20 protein-coding genes are annotated in these 16,299 nt (G+C 61.6%); 8 read left to right on the plus strand and 12 right to left on the minus strand.

From position 1 onward, the window contains the following. Nucleotides 1–10: 10 nt before the first annotated feature. The 3 genes from HY30_RS03850 to HY30_RS03860 form a co-directional block, all read right to left on the minus strand. Nucleotides 11–469 carry a YHS domain-containing (seleno)protein gene (locus tag HY30_RS03850; RefSeq protein WP_034737404.1) on the minus strand — a complete coding sequence of 153 codons (459 nt, stop codon included), beginning with the start codon at nucleotides 467–469 and terminating at the stop codon, nucleotides 11–13. A gap of 107 nt (nucleotides 470–576) precedes the next feature. Next, a complete protein-coding gene (locus HY30_RS03855) occupies nucleotides 577–1,107 on the minus strand; it encodes a hypothetical protein (protein WP_051614785.1) in 531 nt (176 codons plus the stop codon). A gap of 134 nt (nucleotides 1,108–1,241) precedes the next feature. Further along, entirely contained in the window at nucleotides 1,242–1,814 is a 573-nt protein-coding gene (locus tag HY30_RS03860; protein ID WP_034737298.1) for a carboxymuconolactone decarboxylase family protein, read from the minus strand. Nucleotides 1,815–1,950: 136 nt separating this feature from the next. Between HY30_RS03860 and HY30_RS03865 the strand changes: the two genes are divergently transcribed. After that, complete coding sequence (locus tag HY30_RS03865) at nucleotides 1,951–2,844, plus strand: LysR family transcriptional regulator (protein ID WP_034737299.1); 894 nt, start codon at nucleotides 1,951–1,953, stop codon at nucleotides 2,842–2,844. On the opposite strand, the gene HY30_RS03870 is transcribed toward HY30_RS03865, so the two are convergent. After that, complete coding sequence (locus tag HY30_RS03870) at nucleotides 2,841–3,677, minus strand: prephenate dehydratase (protein WP_034737302.1); 837 nt, start codon at nucleotides 3,675–3,677, stop codon at nucleotides 2,841–2,843. The two genes, HY30_RS03865 and HY30_RS03870, sit on opposite strands and share 4 nt — an antisense overlap. Before the next feature lie 155 nt (nucleotides 3,678–3,832). Between HY30_RS03870 and HY30_RS03875 the strand changes: the two genes are divergently transcribed. After that, the gene (locus tag HY30_RS03875) at nucleotides 3,833–4,633 is read left to right on the plus strand and encodes a c-type cytochrome (RefSeq protein WP_034737304.1); all 801 of its coding nucleotides are present in this window, start codon (nucleotides 3,833–3,835) and stop codon (nucleotides 4,631–4,633) included. Here HY30_RS03875 and HY30_RS03880 read toward each other — a convergent pair. Continuing rightward, on the minus strand, nucleotides 4,630–5,481 hold the full coding sequence (locus HY30_RS03880; RefSeq protein ID WP_034737306.1) for a C40 family peptidase: 852 nt from the start codon (nucleotides 5,479–5,481) through the stop codon (nucleotides 4,630–4,632). The two genes, HY30_RS03875 and HY30_RS03880, sit on opposite strands and share 4 nt — an antisense overlap. A 23-nt stretch (nucleotides 5,482–5,504) precedes the next feature. Beyond that, a complete protein-coding gene (locus HY30_RS03885; protein ID WP_051614788.1) occupies nucleotides 5,505–5,894 on the minus strand; it encodes a MarR family transcriptional regulator in 390 nt (129 codons plus the stop codon). 125 nt (nucleotides 5,895–6,019) lie between these two features. On the opposite strand from HY30_RS03885, the gene HY30_RS03890 reads away from it, so the two are divergent. Both HY30_RS03890 and HY30_RS03895 read left to right on the plus strand, forming a co-directional pair. Then, on the plus strand, nucleotides 6,020–6,505 hold the full coding sequence (locus HY30_RS03890) for a transcriptional repressor (protein WP_034737409.1): 486 nt from the start codon (nucleotides 6,020–6,022) through the stop codon (nucleotides 6,503–6,505). Continuing rightward, the gene (locus tag HY30_RS03895; RefSeq protein ID WP_034737308.1) at nucleotides 6,502–7,425 is read left to right on the plus strand and encodes a thioesterase family protein; all 924 of its coding nucleotides are present in this window, start codon (nucleotides 6,502–6,504) and stop codon (nucleotides 7,423–7,425) included. The genes HY30_RS03890 and HY30_RS03895 overlap by 4 nt, the downstream gene beginning before the upstream one ends. Here HY30_RS03895 and HY30_RS03900 read toward each other — a convergent pair. Beyond that, nucleotides 7,422–8,618 carry an amino acid aminotransferase gene (locus HY30_RS03900; protein ID WP_034737310.1) on the minus strand — a complete coding sequence of 399 codons (1,197 nt, stop codon included), beginning with the start codon at nucleotides 8,616–8,618 and terminating at the stop codon, nucleotides 7,422–7,424. The two genes, HY30_RS03895 and HY30_RS03900, sit on opposite strands and share 4 nt — an antisense overlap. Nucleotides 8,619–8,763: 145 nt before the next feature. On the opposite strand from HY30_RS03900, the gene HY30_RS03905 reads away from it, so the two are divergent. Both HY30_RS03905 and HY30_RS03910 read left to right on the plus strand, forming a co-directional pair. Continuing rightward, a complete protein-coding gene (locus HY30_RS03905; RefSeq protein ID WP_051614790.1) occupies nucleotides 8,764–9,579 on the plus strand; it encodes a DUF1206 domain-containing protein in 816 nt (271 codons plus the stop codon). A gap of 70 nt (nucleotides 9,580–9,649) precedes the next feature. Then, entirely contained in the window at nucleotides 9,650–9,946 is a 297-nt protein-coding gene (locus tag HY30_RS03910; RefSeq protein WP_034737312.1) for a DUF1330 domain-containing protein, read from the plus strand. Here the strand turns inward: HY30_RS03910 and HY30_RS03915 are convergent. From HY30_RS03915 to hppD, 5 genes are all read right to left on the minus strand, one after another. Next, nucleotides 9,943–10,572, minus strand: coding sequence for a CoA transferase subunit B (locus HY30_RS03915; RefSeq protein WP_034737314.1), 630 nt, complete (start codon nucleotides 10,570–10,572; stop codon nucleotides 9,943–9,945). The two genes, HY30_RS03910 and HY30_RS03915, sit on opposite strands and share 4 nt — an antisense overlap. Beyond that, the gene (locus HY30_RS03920) at nucleotides 10,572–11,279 is read right to left on the minus strand and encodes a CoA transferase subunit A (protein ID WP_034737316.1); all 708 of its coding nucleotides are present in this window, start codon (nucleotides 11,277–11,279) and stop codon (nucleotides 10,572–10,574) included. The genes HY30_RS03915 and HY30_RS03920 overlap by 1 nt, the downstream gene beginning before the upstream one ends. Continuing rightward, the gene (locus HY30_RS03925) at nucleotides 11,279–12,289 is read right to left on the minus strand and encodes a fumarylacetoacetate hydrolase family protein (protein ID WP_034737318.1); all 1,011 of its coding nucleotides are present in this window, start codon (nucleotides 12,287–12,289) and stop codon (nucleotides 11,279–11,281) included. The genes HY30_RS03920 and HY30_RS03925 overlap by 1 nt, the downstream gene beginning before the upstream one ends. A 137-nt stretch (nucleotides 12,290–12,426) precedes the next feature. After that, the gene (locus HY30_RS03930; RefSeq protein ID WP_034737320.1) at nucleotides 12,427–12,978 is read right to left on the minus strand and encodes a VOC family protein; all 552 of its coding nucleotides are present in this window, start codon (nucleotides 12,976–12,978) and stop codon (nucleotides 12,427–12,429) included. Then, nucleotides 12,978–14,078 carry a 4-hydroxyphenylpyruvate dioxygenase gene (gene hppD / locus HY30_RS03935; protein ID WP_034737322.1) on the minus strand — a complete coding sequence of 367 codons (1,101 nt, stop codon included), beginning with the start codon at nucleotides 14,076–14,078 and terminating at the stop codon, nucleotides 12,978–12,980. The genes HY30_RS03930 and hppD overlap by 1 nt, the downstream gene beginning before the upstream one ends. Before the next feature lie 86 nt (nucleotides 14,079–14,164). Between hppD and HY30_RS03940 the strand changes: the two genes are divergently transcribed. Next, nucleotides 14,165–14,632 carry a MarR family winged helix-turn-helix transcriptional regulator gene (locus tag HY30_RS03940; protein WP_034737324.1) on the plus strand — a complete coding sequence of 156 codons (468 nt, stop codon included), beginning with the start codon at nucleotides 14,165–14,167 and terminating at the stop codon, nucleotides 14,630–14,632. A 125-nt stretch (nucleotides 14,633–14,757) separates the two neighbouring features. Beyond that, entirely contained in the window at nucleotides 14,758–16,296 is a 1,539-nt protein-coding gene (locus tag HY30_RS03945; protein ID WP_034737326.1) for an MORN repeat-containing protein, read from the plus strand. Nucleotides 16,297–16,299 lie beyond the last annotated feature (3 nt).

Here is a 16,299-nt window from a genome sequence, read left to right on the forward strand (position 1 = left end):
AAAACCTGCCTTAATGGTTAAGCGCGGACCATTCAGTATCGGCTTTGGAAACGAAGCCCGGAATGTCCGCATTCCATTTACCCTGGATGTCGGAATTGTAATTCAGGTAGAGCTTTCCATCGACGATCTTCCAGTAGCGCGCATCGCCCTTGGCGTACTTCCCATCCGCCATCGCCCATGCGCAGTAGCCGCCATATTGCGGGGCGTAAGCCTCAGGGTCTGCGATGAAGGCGTCGCGATGCTCGGCGCTGGTGAACAGGAATGTCGCGCCCTTGTATTCGGTCGAGATGTCCTTCGATCCCTTGGCGGGCGCACCGGTCTCGAAATAGGCGACAGGGTCGTATCCCTGCAGCGCCGTGGTCGAGAAGCGACCGGTATAGATCGCGGGTTCGGCAGCAGCCGCGGGAGCATAGGCCATGGCTGGCGCGAGGAGCAGCGCGGCGACGAAGAGCGTGGAACGGATTTTCATGATGGCACCCATGGTATGGATTGAAAAAAGGGTCGCCGGGGCGGAGAGCGAACGAGGCAGGAAGGGGCAATGCCTCGCCAACAAATCCCCGGCGACCAGACAGGAACTCAGACAGCTTTCGCCTGCGTTCCTGTGACGGTTGACGACGGGGCGCGATCCACCCCGGGAAGAATGGCCTCGCGGATGCCGCCAAGAATGCTGAAAAGCGTCTCGCGCCTGAAGATGAGCAGGGCCAGCGACCCCAGCCAGACCGTGACAGCCATGGCGAAGAGACCGCCGCCATCATTATTCGGATCAATGCCGAGCGGCGTGAAAAGGTGGAAACTGACAGCGCCGCTCATCACCGCCACGGCAATCAGGGCGGCCAGTGTCTGGAGGCGGCGCAGGGCCGGGAAAAGACCGAGCAGGAAAAGGACCGAAGCCACAAGCTCGGCCGAGCCGATCACATATTGGCTGAAGAGGCCCGTTTGCGCGAACAGGCCCCCTGCCCCGAAACTGGCAGCCCAGGCATCCAGCCGGCCGAAGATGACCTGCGTTTCGACCGCATTGGTAAACTTGTACCGCAGGCTATCGAGGAACACCGCTGCAGCGATAAGGCTGAAGATGATCGGTGCGTACGTCTTGATCCTGGCGAGCATGTGAGCGTCCCTCTCCCTGTTTATGAACGCAATATCTCATGGAAGACCGCCGCCTGACAAAGCAAACCGGCGTAACGCGGGCCCACAATTCCGTGAGCGGCCCATTACCGGTTGTGAAGCGGCAAAGCGCACGCCTAACCCGCAAGACAGGCCCTTGTGCAGGGCGCCCAGGCAAAGGGTTTGTAGGCCTTGTTGAGCGGTGTTTCGGCGACATGGTTGGTGTAATTGGAGAGGGTCTTGAGGGACACGCCCAGGATCACGCCCAGAATATCGGCCTTGTCCCATCCGGCATTCAGGAAGACCGAGACTTCCGTATCCGACACGAAGCCCCGCTGACGCACCATGCGCCGCGTGAACACGCGCAGGGCTTCCAGACGGACATCGGCAATCGGCTTGTTGTTTCGCACCGCCGTAATGACAGCCGGATCGAGCCCCGCCTTCGCCGCCGCAGCCGAATGGGCCGCTACGCAGAAGTGGCAGGCATTCTCGATGCTGACCGTCAGCAGCACAACCTGACGCGCGAGGGGATTAAATCCCGAGTGCTCGAAGCTATGCGACAGGGCGAGATAGCCTTCCAGCGCCGCGGGATTCTCTGCCAGTACGCCCAGCATGTTCGGGATCATGCCATGGGTTTTCTTCACGCGCGTAAGCGCATCGCGCGCATCAGCAGGGGCTGTTGCCTCGTCATGTATCTTCAGGTCACTCATCGGATGGCTTTCCTGGATCAATTGCGGGACGGGGAATTACCGGCCCTGTTGATAGAGGATTTAGGCGCTTTGGCTCTTCGCAGAACGCCGAGAGACCCCATATGCTTCATTCTGAATATGCATAGGAGGCCCGGGGTTGGACCGTATTGATGCCATGCGCCTGTTCATTCGCGTTGCGGATGCAGGCAGTTTTTCGAAAGCAGCGAGTGATCTCGGCCTTGGTCAACCGACCGTTTCACGACGGATACAGGACCTTGAGGGGACGCTGGATGCCGCGCTGTTCATGCGCACAACCCGTTCGCTGAGCCTGACGGAGGCGGGCGAGCGCTTCTACAAGCGCGCCGCCGATATCCTGGCCGACTTCGACGATGCGGAGGCCGAAGCGCGCGGGCTGGACCATGAACCGGTTGGCCTGCTGCGGATTTCCTGTGTCTCGTCCATGGCAAGGCTGGTGATCGGGCCCCGGATTGCGAGCTTCATGAAGCTCTATCCGCATATCCGCGTCGATGTTCTGACCGACGACACTTATACCGATCTCGTTGGCGAGGGCGTGGATCTCGCCTTCCGGATCGGGACTCTGGTGGATTCGAGCCTGATGGCGAAAAAAGTGGGCGAGGCACCGCGCGCCCTGTTTGCGGCCCCGGAATATCTTGAAGCGCGGGGCGTACCCCAGCATCCACGCGATCTGACCCAGCATGACGCCGTCACGTTCCGCCAGACGTCGACAACCGAGTGGACGCTGTCGCGCAATGGCGAAACGGAGACGGTCAAGGTCGATGGCCGGTTCAAGGCCTCGTCCGGCGACCTGCTGCTACAGGCGGCCCAGAACGGCCTGGGCCTGTTCCTGGCCGCAAGCTGGCTCGTACATGGATGCGTCAATGATGGCACCCTCGTGCGCGTCCTGCCCGAGTGGACAGCGACACCGAGCCCTATCCATTGCGTGTGGACGTCCGGCAAACTGCGCGGCAAGGCGAAACTGTTCGCCGAGCATGTCGCCGACGCGCTGAAATTCGAAACGCCGGTCTGCTAGAGACCGGCCATCGGCTTGGCGGGGAAGACGCCGAGGATTTTCAGGGATTGGGAGAAGAAGCCAAGCTCTTCGAGGGCAATCTGTACGGGGCGTTCGTCCGGATGGCCTTCGATTTCGGCATAGAACTGCGTTGCCGTGAAGGAACCGCCGATCTGGTAGCTCTCCAGCTTGGTCATGTTGATGCCATTGGTGGCGAAACCGCCCATCACCTTGTAGAGCGCGGCGGGGATGTTACGCACTTCGAACAGGAAGGCCGTCTTCGCAGGCCCTTGCCCTGCTTCGATATCCTTGGCGGTGCGGGACATGATGATGAAGCGGGTCGTATTGTGGGCCGCGTCCTCGATGTCCTCGGCCAGAATATCCAGGCCATAGACCTTGGCGGCGAGGCGGGGCGCGATCGCCGCGACAGCGCGGTTGCCGGCCTCAGCGACTTCACGGGCCGCACCGGCAGTGTCTGCAGCCGTTACGGGCTCGATATTATGGGCTTTCAGGAAGTTACGGCACTGGCCAAGGCCCATGATATGGGACCGCGCCTTCCTGATTTCGTCCAGTTTCACGCCCGGCAGGGCCATTAGCTGGAAACGGATGGGCAAATAATGCTCGGCAACGATCTGGAGGTTCGTCGTGGGCAAAAGATAGTGAATGTCGCCGACACGGCCGGCGATCGTGTTTTCAACCGGAATCATGGCCAATTCGGCTTCACCCTTTTCCACAGCCGTGAAGCAGTCCTCGAACGTACGGCAGGGGAGCGGCGTGAGGCGCGGGTAGGCCTCGTTGCACGCGATATGGGAATTTGCGCCCGGTTCGCCCTGATACGCGATGTGATTAGCCATTCAGCGTCCTTTTTAACCTTCTATGCATGCGTCGGATCGCCGCGACGAAAGGAGAAGCGCCCCTTCCTCACAGCCTTTATGTTGTCTGCACTCCGTTAGCGTGCCAAAAGGCGCGCGCCAAGACACATGACAGATAGATTCGAAGGAATGCCCCAATGGGAGAACTCGGTCTCAACAAGATCCTCGGCGCGTTGCTCGCCACCGCGCTCGGCCTGATGGCCCTGCACCAGCTCTCAGCCATCGTGTTCAGCCATGACGGCGAAGGCCATCATGGTGAAGAGCAAGCTGAAGCGACCTCCCTGAGCGAGCAGATGTGCGCCAAGTACGCCTACTGCGTTGCTGTTGCCGATAGCGGCGGCGGCGGCGAAGCCGCAGAAGAAGTGTTCGATCTCGGTGCCGCGCTTGCAGCCGCTGACGTTTCCAAGGGCGAACGCACTTTCAAGGCGCAATGCTCGACCTGCCACACGATCGACGATGGCGGCGCAAACGGCACTGGCCCGAACCTGCACGGCGTGGTCGGTGCGAAACAGGGTTTCCATCCGGGCTTCGCCTATTCCGCAGCTTTCGGTTCGCTGGACGGGACATGGACCTATGAGCACCTCAATGAGTGGCTGAACAATCCCGGCAGCTATGTCCGCGGCACGGCCATGTCATTTGCTGGCCTGCGTCGCGATGGCGACCGCGCCAACGTGATCGCCTATCTCGCCTCCAATACGCCAAATGCACCGGCCTTCCCGGCCCCAATGGCCGCCTCAGGCGACGAGGCCACGCCAGCTGAAGGTGAAGCTGCTCCTGCCGCTGAGGGTGAAGCTGCCCCAGCCGAAGGCGCATCGACGGAAGCTGTTGAAGGCGACGCGCCAGCTGAAGCTGCGCCAGAACCCACAGAGACGGAAGCCACGCCGGCTGAAGCTCCTGCTGCCGAAGAAGAGCCTGCGATGGAAGCAGCGCCTAACTAGGCGACGGGTTCTTTTTTCCAGTGGGGCACCTGCCCCGCCAAAGTACCCATATCAATGCGCCGGGCCCCTATGGGCTCGGCGTAATACGTTTTGATACGGGTGATCGCCTGCTCGAGCGGCTCGCGTGCGACGGCCATATGCCAGGCATTCGCATGCAGCAGATGGTGCGGGTCTGTCATGATACCGGCATGACCCTTCCAGAAGATGAGATCGCCCCGCTTGAGGGCGCCTGAGACCTTCCAGTCGACGATATCGTCTCCTGCCCAGGCATATTGCATGTCGCTGTCGCGCGGCAGGAGCACGCCAGCCGCCTCAAAGGCCTGCTGCGTCAGGCCGGTGCAATCGAGGCCCATACTGTCGCGTCCACCCCACCGGTAGGGCGTGTGGAGATAGGTTTCGGCGACGGAGACCGGGTCCGCCTCCAGCGTTTCCAAGGGCGCGACATGGCGCGTGTGGATCCATCCGGCGCGACACTGGACGTATTGGCCCTCCGTTGCCCCCGGCGCCAACGTGGCGCCCCGGCTGAGCACGCACTGAACGGGCGCTTTCAGGTCCGGCGCTGCATAGGCGAAGGTTCGCAAGGCTGAGACTTTATGGGTGGGTGTGGCGATCTCTTCTGAAAGGTCTGATGCCAGGATCCAGCCGACATAGTGGTCGCGCCGGGAGCGCACCTTTGCGTAATCGCCTTGGCGCGCGAAGACATCGACAATCTCGCCGAACAGGGCCTGCGTGGCCAGGCGCGCTGTGGCATCTGGCCCTTCCAGCAGGTCTGCTGTTCCAGTGATCACCTGAGAAGCCTGGGCCTGCCCTTCCGGACGGGCAAGGCGGCTGTCTGTAAGTTCGGGCATATTCGGGCCTCGGCAAGCGGCGCCTAGGCAGCTGCGGTCGACTTCCCGCCGCGCCGTGGCGTCATGGTTTCGTCAGTTTCGCCTGAAGCTGCGGCCATAACAAGACCGGCAAAGGACCGAAGATAGGTCATTCCGGCAGGCGTGCGCTCAATGAAGATGTTACGCAGGTCATTGTCATCCTTGATGCGGCGGATGAAATCGAGCCGGGAAAGCGTGTCGAGGGCACGCGTGACGGCTGGTTTGGCAATGTCGAGATGGTCGGCCAGCCCACGAACCGTGTGCGGGCCGGGAACAAGCGCGATGGTCATGAGAATGGCCTGCTGGCGCGCCGTCAAATCCGGCGCATCCGAACGCACTGAGGCTGTTACCGCCCGCCGCCAAAGCTCCAGTCCGCCGCGTTCCGACAATTCCATCTACATATCCTCTTGATTCGCCTCAGAAACGAATCTCGGGTGATTTGCGAAGGCCGTCCAGACCGGAAACAGGCGTTAACCGCTTGCCTCTTCACATTGGCACCAAAACACACGACATTGCGGGCATGGCCACTGCACACACACACGATCACATTCACGCCAACACGCCCTGCAGCCCGCAGGATGTGGAGACGTTCCTGAATGACGCCGAAGCGCTGGTGATGCGCCGCGGCGCGCGGATGACGCGTATCCGTCGCAAAGTCCTGCGCCTGTTGCTGGAAAGCGCCGAGCCCGCCAAGGCCTATGACCTGCTGGCGAACCTCGACGGCGAAGGATCGGCCAAGCCACCCACAGTCTATCGCGCGCTCGACTTTCTTCAGGAGGCCGGTCTCGCCCACAAGATCGAAAGCCTCAACGCCTATGTCCCTTGCGGGCATACGAGCCACAGCCATTCGGCCGTATTCCTGATCTGCGATACGTGCGGTGGCGCCGAGGAGCTGCACGCGGTTGCGACAAGCGACGCGCTGAAAGACGAAACGGCCGCTGCAGGCTTCAAAATGACGCGCGCCGTTGTTGAAGTGCGCGGCACCTGCCGGGATTGTAACGCGTGATCACACTTTGGCGGGGCAGTTGCAATCAATGGGATTGCGACGAGATGGGCCACATGAATGTGCGCCTATATGTCGAGAAGCAGGTTGAGGGGCTGGCCTCTTTCGCCCATGCGCTGGACATGCCGCAGGCCTTCCAGCAAAGCGCGCCCTCCACGCTCGTGCCGGTCGATCAGCATGTCCGCTTCATCCGCGAAGTGCTGCCGGGCCGCCCGATCAGCATGCAAGGCTGTGTCGTCAGCGTCGGCGAGAGTGATGCCGTCATCTATCAGGAACTTCGCCACAGCGATGGCGCCCTCTCGGCCGCCTTCCTGACGCGCGTTGCACATGTCGATACCAAAGCCCGCGAACGCTTCGCGTGGAGCACGCGCGCCCGTGCGGCGCTTGAGGCGCACATCGATACGCCGCCCGCCGAAGCGGCGCCCCGCTCCTTCGATCCCGATGCCCCTGCCCTGTCGACGACCGACATCAACATTGCGACGGCCCGAGACCTTGGCATTCCCATGATCGGCAAGGGCGCCGTGCCGCAGCATCATCTGGATGTGCACGGATGCATGTCGCCTTCCTGGATCATCGGGCGGATTTCCGACAGCGTGCCAAACCTGCTGTACGATTGGCGCAAGCGCGTGGCCGAGGCCGCTGGCGGCGTGCGCATGGGTGCGGCGGTGCTTGAAAACAGGCTGCGCTACCACCGCTGGCCCAAGGCGGGCGACCTTTACGAGATCCACACCTCGCTCGGCTCAACAGCCGAGAAGACGCATTCTCTGGTACACTGGGTCATGGACCCCGTAACAGGCCTGCCATGGGCCACCAGCCAGGTCGTGGCGATTACGCTGGACCTTGACGCGCGCAAGGCCATCGCAACGCCTCCTGCCATGCTGGAAGACCTTGAGCGGATCGCCCCGCGCGGCCTCAGCCTCTAGAGATATTCGGCCAGGATTTCCGCTATGCGCGGGATATCGGCCTGCCGCAGGCCGGCAATGTTCATGCGGCCCGAGGATGGCAGATAAAGGCCATGACGCTCACGCATTTCGACCGTTGCTTCCGGCGTGACCGGAACCTGGCTGAACATGCCGTTCTGGCTGGCAAGCGCGGCAAGGCGGTTGGAGCCTGTACGGGCAACCAGTTCATCTGAAAGCGATTTGCGAAGGCCGATCATGCGTTCGCGCATCTCGGTCAATTCGGCCTCCCATTCGGCGCGCAGTTCGGGATTGCCGAGGATCGTCGCCACGATAGCCGGGCCGTGGGCGGGTGGCATGGAATAGCTGGTGCGGGAAATGTCGGCCACATGGGTCATCACGGCCTGCGCAGCCCGGGCGGTATAGGCCTGGCCGAGGAAACAGCCGGCGCGCTCACGATAGAGACCGAAATTCTTCGAGCAGGAATAGGAGACCGTCGAGTCTTCGGCGATCTGGAGGAAAAGGCGCGCGCCTTCCATGTCGGCATCAAGGCCGCTGGCAAAGCCGTGATAGGCGATATCGAGCATAGGGATCACACCGCGCTCGACGGTCAGCATGGCCAGATCGATCCATTGCTTGACGCTCAGGTCTATGCCGGTCGGGTTGTGGCACGGGCCCTGGATGATGATGCCATCGCCGCGTTTTGTTTGCGACAGGCTGGCCATCAGGCCTTCGAAGTCGACCTTGCCAGTTTCCGGATCGGCATAGTCATACTCGGCGACGGCCAAGCCGGTATTCTTGATCAGAGCAGGATGGTTCGGCCATGTCGGGCGGCTGACCCAGACGGTCTTCACGCCGAGACGCCGCATAAGGCCGACGCCCAGATAGAGCGCGCCGCAGCCGCCGGGCGTCGCCAGCGAAACGAGACGCCCCTTCTCGATCAGGTGCGAGCTATCGCCGAACACGAAGCGCTCAATCGCGGCACAGAAATCCGCGTTGCCGCGCGGGCCTTCGTAAACCTTGGTTGTCTGCTGTTGCAGGATGATCGCCTCCGCCTTGGCGGCGGCCGACATGACAGGCGTCTGGCCAGCGTCATCCTTGTAGACTCCCACACCGAGATCGAACTTCTCGGCACGCTTGTCTTCGCGATAGGCGGTCATCAGACCGAGCAAGGCGTCGGGCGCAAGAGCCGTGAGGGATTCGAAGGCGGGGTTCATGATGTGTCCAGTTCAGGCGAGATAGTTTCAAACGCAACCAATAAGCAGGTATGCCTCTTCTCGCAACATCAGAGGTGCGCGGGCGGAACAAGCAGGCCTTGAAGCAGTAATCCCATTAGCGCTGTCGCGCACTGATGGGAAACATATGGTCAAAAACCTCAACACCGCACTGGGCTGGCTGATGCGGGCGGGCTATGCCGCGCGCGGCCTGGTCTACCTTGTGGTTGGCGCGCTGGCCCTGTTTGCGGCCATCAACGGCGGTGAAGCCGAAGGCACGACAGGTGCACTGGCCTATATTTTCAAACGCCCGCTTGGCGCCTTCCTTCTGGCATTCGTTGCTGCAGGCCTCTTCGCCTACACGCTGTGGCGCCTCGTCGACGGCTTGATGGATCTTGAGAATGAAGGCGACGATGCCGAAGGCTATGCCAACCGGGCCGGGCAGATCATGTCGGGCCTCACTCACGCCGTGCTCGGCGTATCTGCGCTAACCATTCTCTGGAAAGGCCATGCCAGCGATGACGGCAACTCGGCCGCCAACTGGAGCGCCATGCTGATGCAACATCCGGCGGGACGCGCCTTGGTCATCGCGGCGGGGGCAACAACGCTCGGCGTCGGGATATATCTCTTCATCAAGGCTTGGCAGGCGTCCTATCGCAAGGACATTCGCTGCACCCCGGTGACGGAACGGCTGGCACCCTTCCTGCGCTATGGCCTCGCGGCCCATGGCTTCGTCCTGCTGATCGTCGGCGGGCTGATCCTCTATGCGGGCCTCACCGCCCATGCCGAGCATGCCGTGGGCTTTGGCGAAGCATTGGAGAAGCTGGAGACACAACCCTTCGGGCGGACATTGCTCGGCGCAACCGGCGTGGGCCTGATGGGCTTTGCGCTCTATTGCTTCGTGCTGTCGCGTTACCGGATCGTGCCGCGCCTCGCGCCATCGGACCTGCCGACGCTGGGTTGAGAAAATGATCATTGCGATTTGCGCTGTGATGATCATCTATTCTCGGAAACAAGAGTGAGAGGAAATGCCGATGTCTGCTTACGTGATCCTGATCCGAGACCGCCTGCGCGATGAAGAAGCGATGGCCCGCTATGCCGCGGCCGCCGGGGCCGCGCGCGGGGATCACAAGATCACACCGCTCGCCTTCTATGGCGCCCATGAAGTGCGCGAAGGCGCAGACGCCGATGGCGTGGTGATCCTCAGCTTCCCGGACATGGCAGCAGCCAAGGCCTGGTATGACAGCCCGGAATATACAGCGGCCCGGGAACACAGGTTCCAGGCCGCTGATTACCGCGTGATCTTCGTTGAAGGCGTTCCGGCCAGCTAGTCGACGAGCGTCGCTTCGGTCTTGGACTTCACTTCGTCCATGGTCACGCCCGGCGCGAGCTCGATCACTTTCAGGCCGCCGGGCACCACGTCCATGACGCAGAGATCGGTGATGATCCGGTCGACAACGGCCTTGCCGGTGAGCGGCAGGGTGCATTCCTTCAACACCTTGGTCTCGCCTTTCTTGTTGGCGTGATCCATCACGACGACGATGCGCTTGACGCCGGCGACGAGGTCCATTGCGCCGCCCATGCCCTTGACCAGCTTGCCGGGGATCATCCAGTTGGCGAGATCGCCATTCTCGGCCACTTCCATGGCACCGAGGATGGCGAGGTTGATATGGCCGCCGCGGATCATCGCGAAGCTCGTGGCGCTGTCGAAGAAGCTGGAGCGTGGCAAGGTGGTGATCGTCTGCTTGCCGGCATTGATGAGGTCCGGGTCTTCTTCGCCTTCATAGGGGAACGGGCCCATGCCGAGCATGCCGTTCTCCGACTGGAGCGTTACGTCAACGCCTTCAGGGATGTGGTTTGCCACCATCGTGGGAATGCCGATGCCAAGGTTCACATAGAACCCGTCTTCCAGTTCCTGCGCGGCGCGGGCCGCCATGTCGTCACGTGTCCAGGGCATTAGTGGGCCTCCCGCTTGCGTGTGGTTCGCTGCTCGATGCGCTTTTCGAAAGTGCACTTGACGATGCGCTGGACGAAGACGCCCGGCAGGTGGATTTCGTCCGGGTCGAGATCGCCCGTGGGCACAATTTCCTCGACCTCGGCCACGGTTACCTTACCGGCCATGGCCATCGGCGGATTGAAGTTGCGGGCGGTCTTGTTGAAGATCAGGTTGCCCTGCGTGTCGGCCTTCTCGGCCTTGACGATAGAGAGGTCGGACACGAGGCCTGTTTCGAGGATATAGGTCTCGCCATTGAATTCGCGGTGTTCCTTGCCGTCGGCGATGATCGTGCCGACGCCGGTCTTTGTGTAGAAGCCGGGAATGCCTGCGCCGCCGGCGCGGCAGCGTTCGGCCAGCGTGCCTTGCGGGTTGAATTCGAGTTCCAGTTCGCCGGAGAGATACTGGCGCTCGAACTCCTTGTTCTCACCGACATAGGACGAGATCATCTTCTTGATCTGACGCGTCGCAAGCAGCAGGCCGAGGCCAAAACCATCAACGCCCGCATTGTTCGAGATCGCCGTGATATCCTTCACGCCGCTGTCGCGAAGCGCCGCGATCAGGTTTTCAGGAATGCCGCAGAGGCCGAAGCCCCCGGCCATAACGGTCATGCCGTCGAATGTGAGGCCTTCGAGAGCCTCTGCTGCCGTCTTGTAAACCTTGCTCGCCATCAGGCTGATGCCACCTTCTGCTCAATTGCGCCGAAAATCGAATGGCCTTCGCCATCCAGCATTTCAATGCGTACCACATCGCCGGGAGACATGAAGGGGGTCTCGGGTGCATTTTTCAACAATTGTTGAATCATGCGGATTTCCGCGATGCAGGAATAGCCGCGACCGCCCTCGCCGACCGGCTTGCCGGGGCCGCCATCCTCGCCCTTGTTGGAGACTGTCCCGGAGCCGATGACCGTGCCAGCGCTCAGCGGCCGGGTCTTTGCGGCATGAGAGACAAGGCGCGCGAGGCTGAACGTGGCGTCCTGCCCGGCTTCGGCACGGCCAAAGGCTTCGCCATTATAGTCCACACGCAGCGGCAGATGTACCAGGCTGCCTTTCCAGGCAGTGCCGAGTTCTTCCGGCGTGACGGCGACGGGGCTGAAAGCGCTTGGTGGCTTGGACTGGAAGAAGCCGAAGCCCTTGGCGAGTTCGCCGGGGATAAGGCCGCGCAGCGAAACGTCATTGCAGAGGAGGACGAGCTTGATGTGGCCAGCGGCGTCTTTCTCGGAGACACCGGCAGGCACATCATCGGTGATAACGGCGATTTCGCCTTCCATGTCGCAGCCCCAGCTCTGGTCGCCGAGGGGGATGTCATCACGGGGGCCAAGGAAAGCATCGGAGCCGCCCTGGTACATCAGCGGATCATCATAGAAGCTTTCGGGCACTTCGGCGCCACGTGCCGCGCGGACCAGTTCGACATGGTTGATATAGGCCGAGCCATCGGCCCATTGATAGGCGCGCGGCAGCGGGCTTTCGCAGTCATGCTCGTGGAAACGGAAGGTCGGCACCGAACCAATTTCCACCTGCTCGGCCAGCTGCTGCAGCTGGGGCGCATAGACGGCCCAGTTGTCGAGCGCGGCCTGAAGCGTCGGCACAATGCGCGCGGCGTCTGTGCATTTGGTGAGGTCCTTGGAGACAACGACAAGGCGGCCATCGCGGGCGCCGTTCTTGAGGGTGGCAAGTTTCATGTGCGGTCCTGTTCTTTTTACACCCTCATCCCGAGCAAAGCGTAAGGGACGAGAGTGGGGCTCCCTGAAAGTAAATGTATGGCATATCGCCCGCCGCGCGTCCTTCGCCTTCGCTCAGGATAAGCGGCTACGGGAAATCAGTGGCTTTCCGTCTCGATCTTTTCGTGCAGCCAGGCAGCATGTTTTGGGGCCTTCTTCGTGCGGCTCCACTCTTCCAGCATCTCCGGCGCAACGCGCTTCAGCTCGGCCATCTGTTCCGGCGTGCCGGTATTGCAGGCGAGCTCAAGCCGATGACCGTTGGGGTCGAAGAAGTAGATCGAGCGGAAGATGCCGTGATTGGTCGGGCCGATCACATCGAGGCCGTGCGCTTCGGCGCGCGTCTTGGCATTCAGCAGGTCGTCCATCGTGGCGACCTTGAAGGCGATATGCTGGACCCATTGCGGCGTGTTGTGATCGCGGTCCATGTCCGGCTGCTCGGGCAGCTCGAAGAAGGCGAGCACATTGCCGTTCCCGGCATCGAGGAAGATGTGCATGTAGGGATCATAGGCCCCGGTCGAGGGCACATGATCCTCCGCGATGGCGAGCTGGAAATCCATGCCGAGCACATCGTGATAGAACTCGACCGTTTCCTTCGCATCCTTGCAGCGATAGGCGACGTGATGGACGCCGCCGAGCTTGGGGGCATCCATCAGGCCTTCTCCTCGACCTTCAACACACCGCGCTCGACCTGGTCGCGCTCCATGCTTTCGAACAATGCCTTGAAGTTGCCTTCGCCGAAACCGTCCTTGTAGTCGCCCTTGCGCTGGATGAATTCGAAGAAGACAGGGCCGACCTGGGCTTGCGCGAAGATCTGCAGCAGGAGGCGTGGCTCGCCGCCTTCGGTTGTGCCGTCGAGCAGGATGCCGCGCATCTGCAGCTCGTCGACAGGCTGGCTATGGCCGGGAAGACGGCCATCGAGCATTTCGTAATAGGCGGCTGGCGGCGCGGTCATGAAGGGCACGCCAAGCGCCTTCAGGCGGTCCCAGCAGGCGACGAGGTCGTCGCAGATGAGGGCGATGTGCTGGATGCCTTCGCCGTTGAACTCGCGCAGGAATTCCTCGATCTGGCCCTTGCCGCCTTCGCCCTCTTCGTTGAGCGGGATGCGGATCTTGCCGTCCGGCGCCGTGAGCGCCTTGGAGGTGAGGCCGGTATACTCGCCCTTGATGTCGAAATAGCGGATTTCGCGGAAGTTGAAGAGCTTCTCGTAGAAGTCCGCCCAATATTTCATGCGGCCGCCATAGACATTGTGCGTCAGGTGATCGACGAGCTTGAAACCTGCACCCTTGGGCTGACTGTCCACGCCGGGCAGGTATTCGAAGTCGATGTCGTAGATCGAGAGTTCATTCTTGCCGGTGTCATAGCGGTCGATGAGGTAAATGATCGAATTGCCGATGCCGCGGATGCCGGGGATGTGCAGCTCCATCGGGCCGGTGCGCATTTCGACGGGCTCGGCGCCCTGTTTCAGCAAATGGTCATAGGCCTTGCGGGCATCCCGTACGCGGAAGCCCATGCCGCAGGCCGAGGGGCCATGCTCGCGGCTGAAATACCAGGCCGGGGATTTCGGCTCGTAATTGGTGATCAGGTTGATGCCGCCCTGGCGCCAGAGTTCGACGTCCTTCGAGCGGTGACGCGCCACTTTCGTGAAGCCGATGGTTTCGAACACTTTCTCGAGGTGGCCCTTTTCCGGGGCGGAGAATTCAATGAACTCGAAGCCATCAAGCCCGGCGGGGTTGTCAAACAGGTCGGCCATGGTTCACTCCTCTGGTGATGCAATAATATAGTTTCATATGTAACTAATTTGCACGGCTTTGGCAAGCCTGAAAGCGGAATGGATTGATGTCTGACACTCCCTCGAAACCCTCCCTGAGGCTGAGCCAGTTCCTGCCCTACCGGCTGTCGGTGCTCTCCAACACCGTGTCGCGGAACATCGCGGACCTCTACGACCGGGCGTTCGGCCTTTCGATCTGGCAATGGCGGGTGATGGCCGTACTGGGCGAAAATTCCGGCATCACGGCTACCGAGATCGGCCAGGTTACAGCCATGGACAAGGTGGCCGTCAGCCGCGCAGTCTCCGGCCTGCTGGACAGCGGCCATATTGCGCGCAGGGCCTCGAAAGAGGATGCGCGCCGGGCGATCCTGACGCTCACGGCCAAGGGCAAGGAGGTCTATGACCAGATCGTCCCGATCGCCCTTGCCGCCGAACGCGACCTCGTCGAAACGCTGAGCGGGGAAGAGCAGGCGCAACTGGCCAGCCTGATGGAGAAGCTCGCCCGCGCGGCGGAGCCGGATCGCCCGCTCTGGTAATCCCCTTCGCGGTCGTTCCGCGCCAACCACAGCACCGCCAGTCGTCGCGTAAGCCATCCCCACCCTGTCTTGTTTTTGCCAATTTTTACGGCAATCCTCAGTCGCAAAGCTGGGGAGATTCAATCATGAAGTGGACCATAATAGGGGCGGCAACCGCGCTCATGCTAAGCGCGGCAACACTGGCAAGCGCGACGCCGCCGCCACCCCAGCCGGAGCCGGTCTGGTCGGAGCCGCCGATCGAGCAACCGGCCATGGTCTATATCATCTATGACTCCAGCCGCTGGAGCGACTGCTCCTTCACCAGCGCCTTCGGGCCGCGTGGCGCGCGATACACGCCGAAGAAGGGGCAATACGCCCGCGCCGAGGCCTGGCCGGGCACCTTGGCTGTGAATATCGAATACGATTCCATGTTCGGTAACTGGTGCGACAACCGGACGAACGCGCTTACCTTCCAGATAACACCCGGTGAGAACTTCCTGCTCTATGGGCCAGTCGCTGGAGAAACCGCAAGCAACTATACCCGCCTGACGACCGAACAGGGCCGCGCGATGATAGCGGATCGCAAGATGATATCCCATACCAGGGTCACCGAAACGGCGGACATGACGCAATTCGGCGGAGGCCAATATTATGGCCCTGCACCCTTTACCTATCAATTCATTGACATGCCCACCCCGCGCGAAGTGCGCGGCCAGGTGACGTGGCCAGATGGCCGTGTCTATCGCGGGCAACTGGACCGCAACGGCCTGATCGATGGCGAAATGCACTTCAGCTTTTACACCCGCTATGACGGCACTTTCAAAGGGTTCCTGCCATCCGGCGAGGGGCGGATGTGGTATGAGGACGGTACGTTTTATGAGGGCGCCTTCGTGGACGGCGTCCGGTCAGGCCCTGGCCGCGAAGTGAAGGCGGACGGCTCGGTTTTCATCGGCAACTTCAATCGGAATGTCGCCGACGGCGAAGGCATTTGCGGCGTGCCGGGCCAAGGCGCTGCCTACTGCGCCAAGGCGCAGGGCCAGGATTCCGAACCGAAACCGCTTGAAGCCGTGGCGAAGCAGATCGTCGACGAAAATGAACGCAAGGAAGTCGCCGAGGCTCTGGCCCCGCTTGATGCAACGATCGCAGAGGCTGACACGCTCGTGGGGCAATATTCCGATATGAAAGTGAATGAGCCCAACGCACATTACCGCGCCATCGACGAGATGACCAAGCACTGCCAGTGTTACCTTCATGGCTGTATCGAAATAAAGGACGCAGGCGTCGTCTACACTGAAGCGCAAAAGCAGGCCTTCAAGGAAAAGGACGCCCTCGAGACAAAGCGATGCGTCGCCTGGCGGGACGGTCGCGCAGGCCTGGATGACGAGGCCGAGATCGCAAGGCAGATCGCGTATTATGAAGGGATTATCCAGAGCGAGAATGCAAAGCGTGAGGAGGCCGAGCGCCGGAAGGCGGCCGAGACGGCCCGGCTCGCGCGCGAGCAGGCTGAGGCCCGGGCTGCCCGACTAGTCGCTGCGAAACAGGCGGCCGCTGAAAGCAGGCAGGAAGCGGCCAACCGCCAGCGCAACATGTGCGCGCAACGCCCCACCATGTGCGGCTGCAACGCCATTCTCGGAAAGCCTGAACCCGCCCGCCAGCCCGGCGAGCACTGGGCCTGCGCGCAGTGAGGC

The organism is Hyphomonas chukchiensis (assembly GCF_000682695.1).
Lineage (GTDB): Bacteria > Pseudomonadota > Alphaproteobacteria > Caulobacterales > Hyphomonadaceae > Hyphomonas > Hyphomonas chukchiensis.

What these genes read in the sequence shown, in the direction of transcription:
- HY30_RS03850 (WP_034737404.1), bottom strand. Translation starts at nt 469, where the DNA reads ATGAAAATCCGTTCCACGCTCTTCGTCGCCGCGCTGCTCCTCGCGCCA.
- HY30_RS03855 (WP_051614785.1), bottom strand. Translation starts at nt 1,107, where the DNA reads ATGCTCGCCAGGATCAAGACGTACGCACCGATCATCTTCAGCCTTATC.
- HY30_RS03860 (WP_034737298.1), bottom strand. Translation starts at nt 1,814, where the DNA reads ATGAGTGACCTGAAGATACATGACGAGGCAACAGCCCCTGCTGATGCG.
- HY30_RS03870 (WP_034737302.1), bottom strand. Translation starts at nt 3,677, where the DNA reads ATGGCTAATCACATCGCGTATCAGGGCGAACCGGGCGCAAATTCCCAT.
- HY30_RS03875 (WP_034737304.1), top strand. Translation starts at nt 3,833, where the DNA reads ATGGGAGAACTCGGTCTCAACAAGATCCTCGGCGCGTTGCTCGCCACC.
- HY30_RS03880 (WP_034737306.1), bottom strand. Translation starts at nt 5,481, where the DNA reads ATGCCCGAACTTACAGACAGCCGCCTTGCCCGTCCGGAAGGGCAGGCC.
- HY30_RS03885 (WP_051614788.1), bottom strand. Translation starts at nt 5,894, where the DNA reads ATGGAATTGTCGGAACGCGGCGGACTGGAGCTTTGGCGGCGGGCGGTA.
- HY30_RS03890 (WP_034737409.1), top strand. Translation starts at nt 6,020, where the DNA reads ATGGCCACTGCACACACACACGATCACATTCACGCCAACACGCCCTGC.
- HY30_RS03900 (WP_034737310.1), bottom strand. Translation starts at nt 8,618, where the DNA reads ATGAACCCCGCCTTCGAATCCCTCACGGCTCTTGCGCCCGACGCCTTG.
- HY30_RS03905 (WP_051614790.1), top strand. Translation starts at nt 8,764, where the DNA reads ATGGTCAAAAACCTCAACACCGCACTGGGCTGGCTGATGCGGGCGGGC.
- HY30_RS03910 (WP_034737312.1), top strand. Translation starts at nt 9,650, where the DNA reads ATGTCTGCTTACGTGATCCTGATCCGAGACCGCCTGCGCGATGAAGAA.
- HY30_RS03915 (WP_034737314.1), bottom strand. Translation starts at nt 10,572, where the DNA reads ATGCCCTGGACACGTGACGACATGGCGGCCCGCGCCGCGCAGGAACTG.
- HY30_RS03920 (WP_034737316.1), bottom strand. Translation starts at nt 11,279, where the DNA reads ATGGCGAGCAAGGTTTACAAGACGGCAGCAGAGGCTCTCGAAGGCCTC.
- HY30_RS03925 (WP_034737318.1), bottom strand. Translation starts at nt 12,289, where the DNA reads ATGAAACTTGCCACCCTCAAGAACGGCGCCCGCGATGGCCGCCTTGTC.
- HY30_RS03930 (WP_034737320.1), bottom strand. Translation starts at nt 12,978, where the DNA reads ATGGATGCCCCCAAGCTCGGCGGCGTCCATCACGTCGCCTATCGCTGC.
- hppD (WP_034737322.1), bottom strand. Translation starts at nt 14,078, where the DNA reads ATGGCCGACCTGTTTGACAACCCCGCCGGGCTTGATGGCTTCGAGTTC.
- HY30_RS03940 (WP_034737324.1), top strand. Translation starts at nt 14,165, where the DNA reads ATGTCTGACACTCCCTCGAAACCCTCCCTGAGGCTGAGCCAGTTCCTG.
- HY30_RS03945 (WP_034737326.1), top strand. Translation starts at nt 14,758, where the DNA reads ATGAAGTGGACCATAATAGGGGCGGCAACCGCGCTCATGCTAAGCGCG.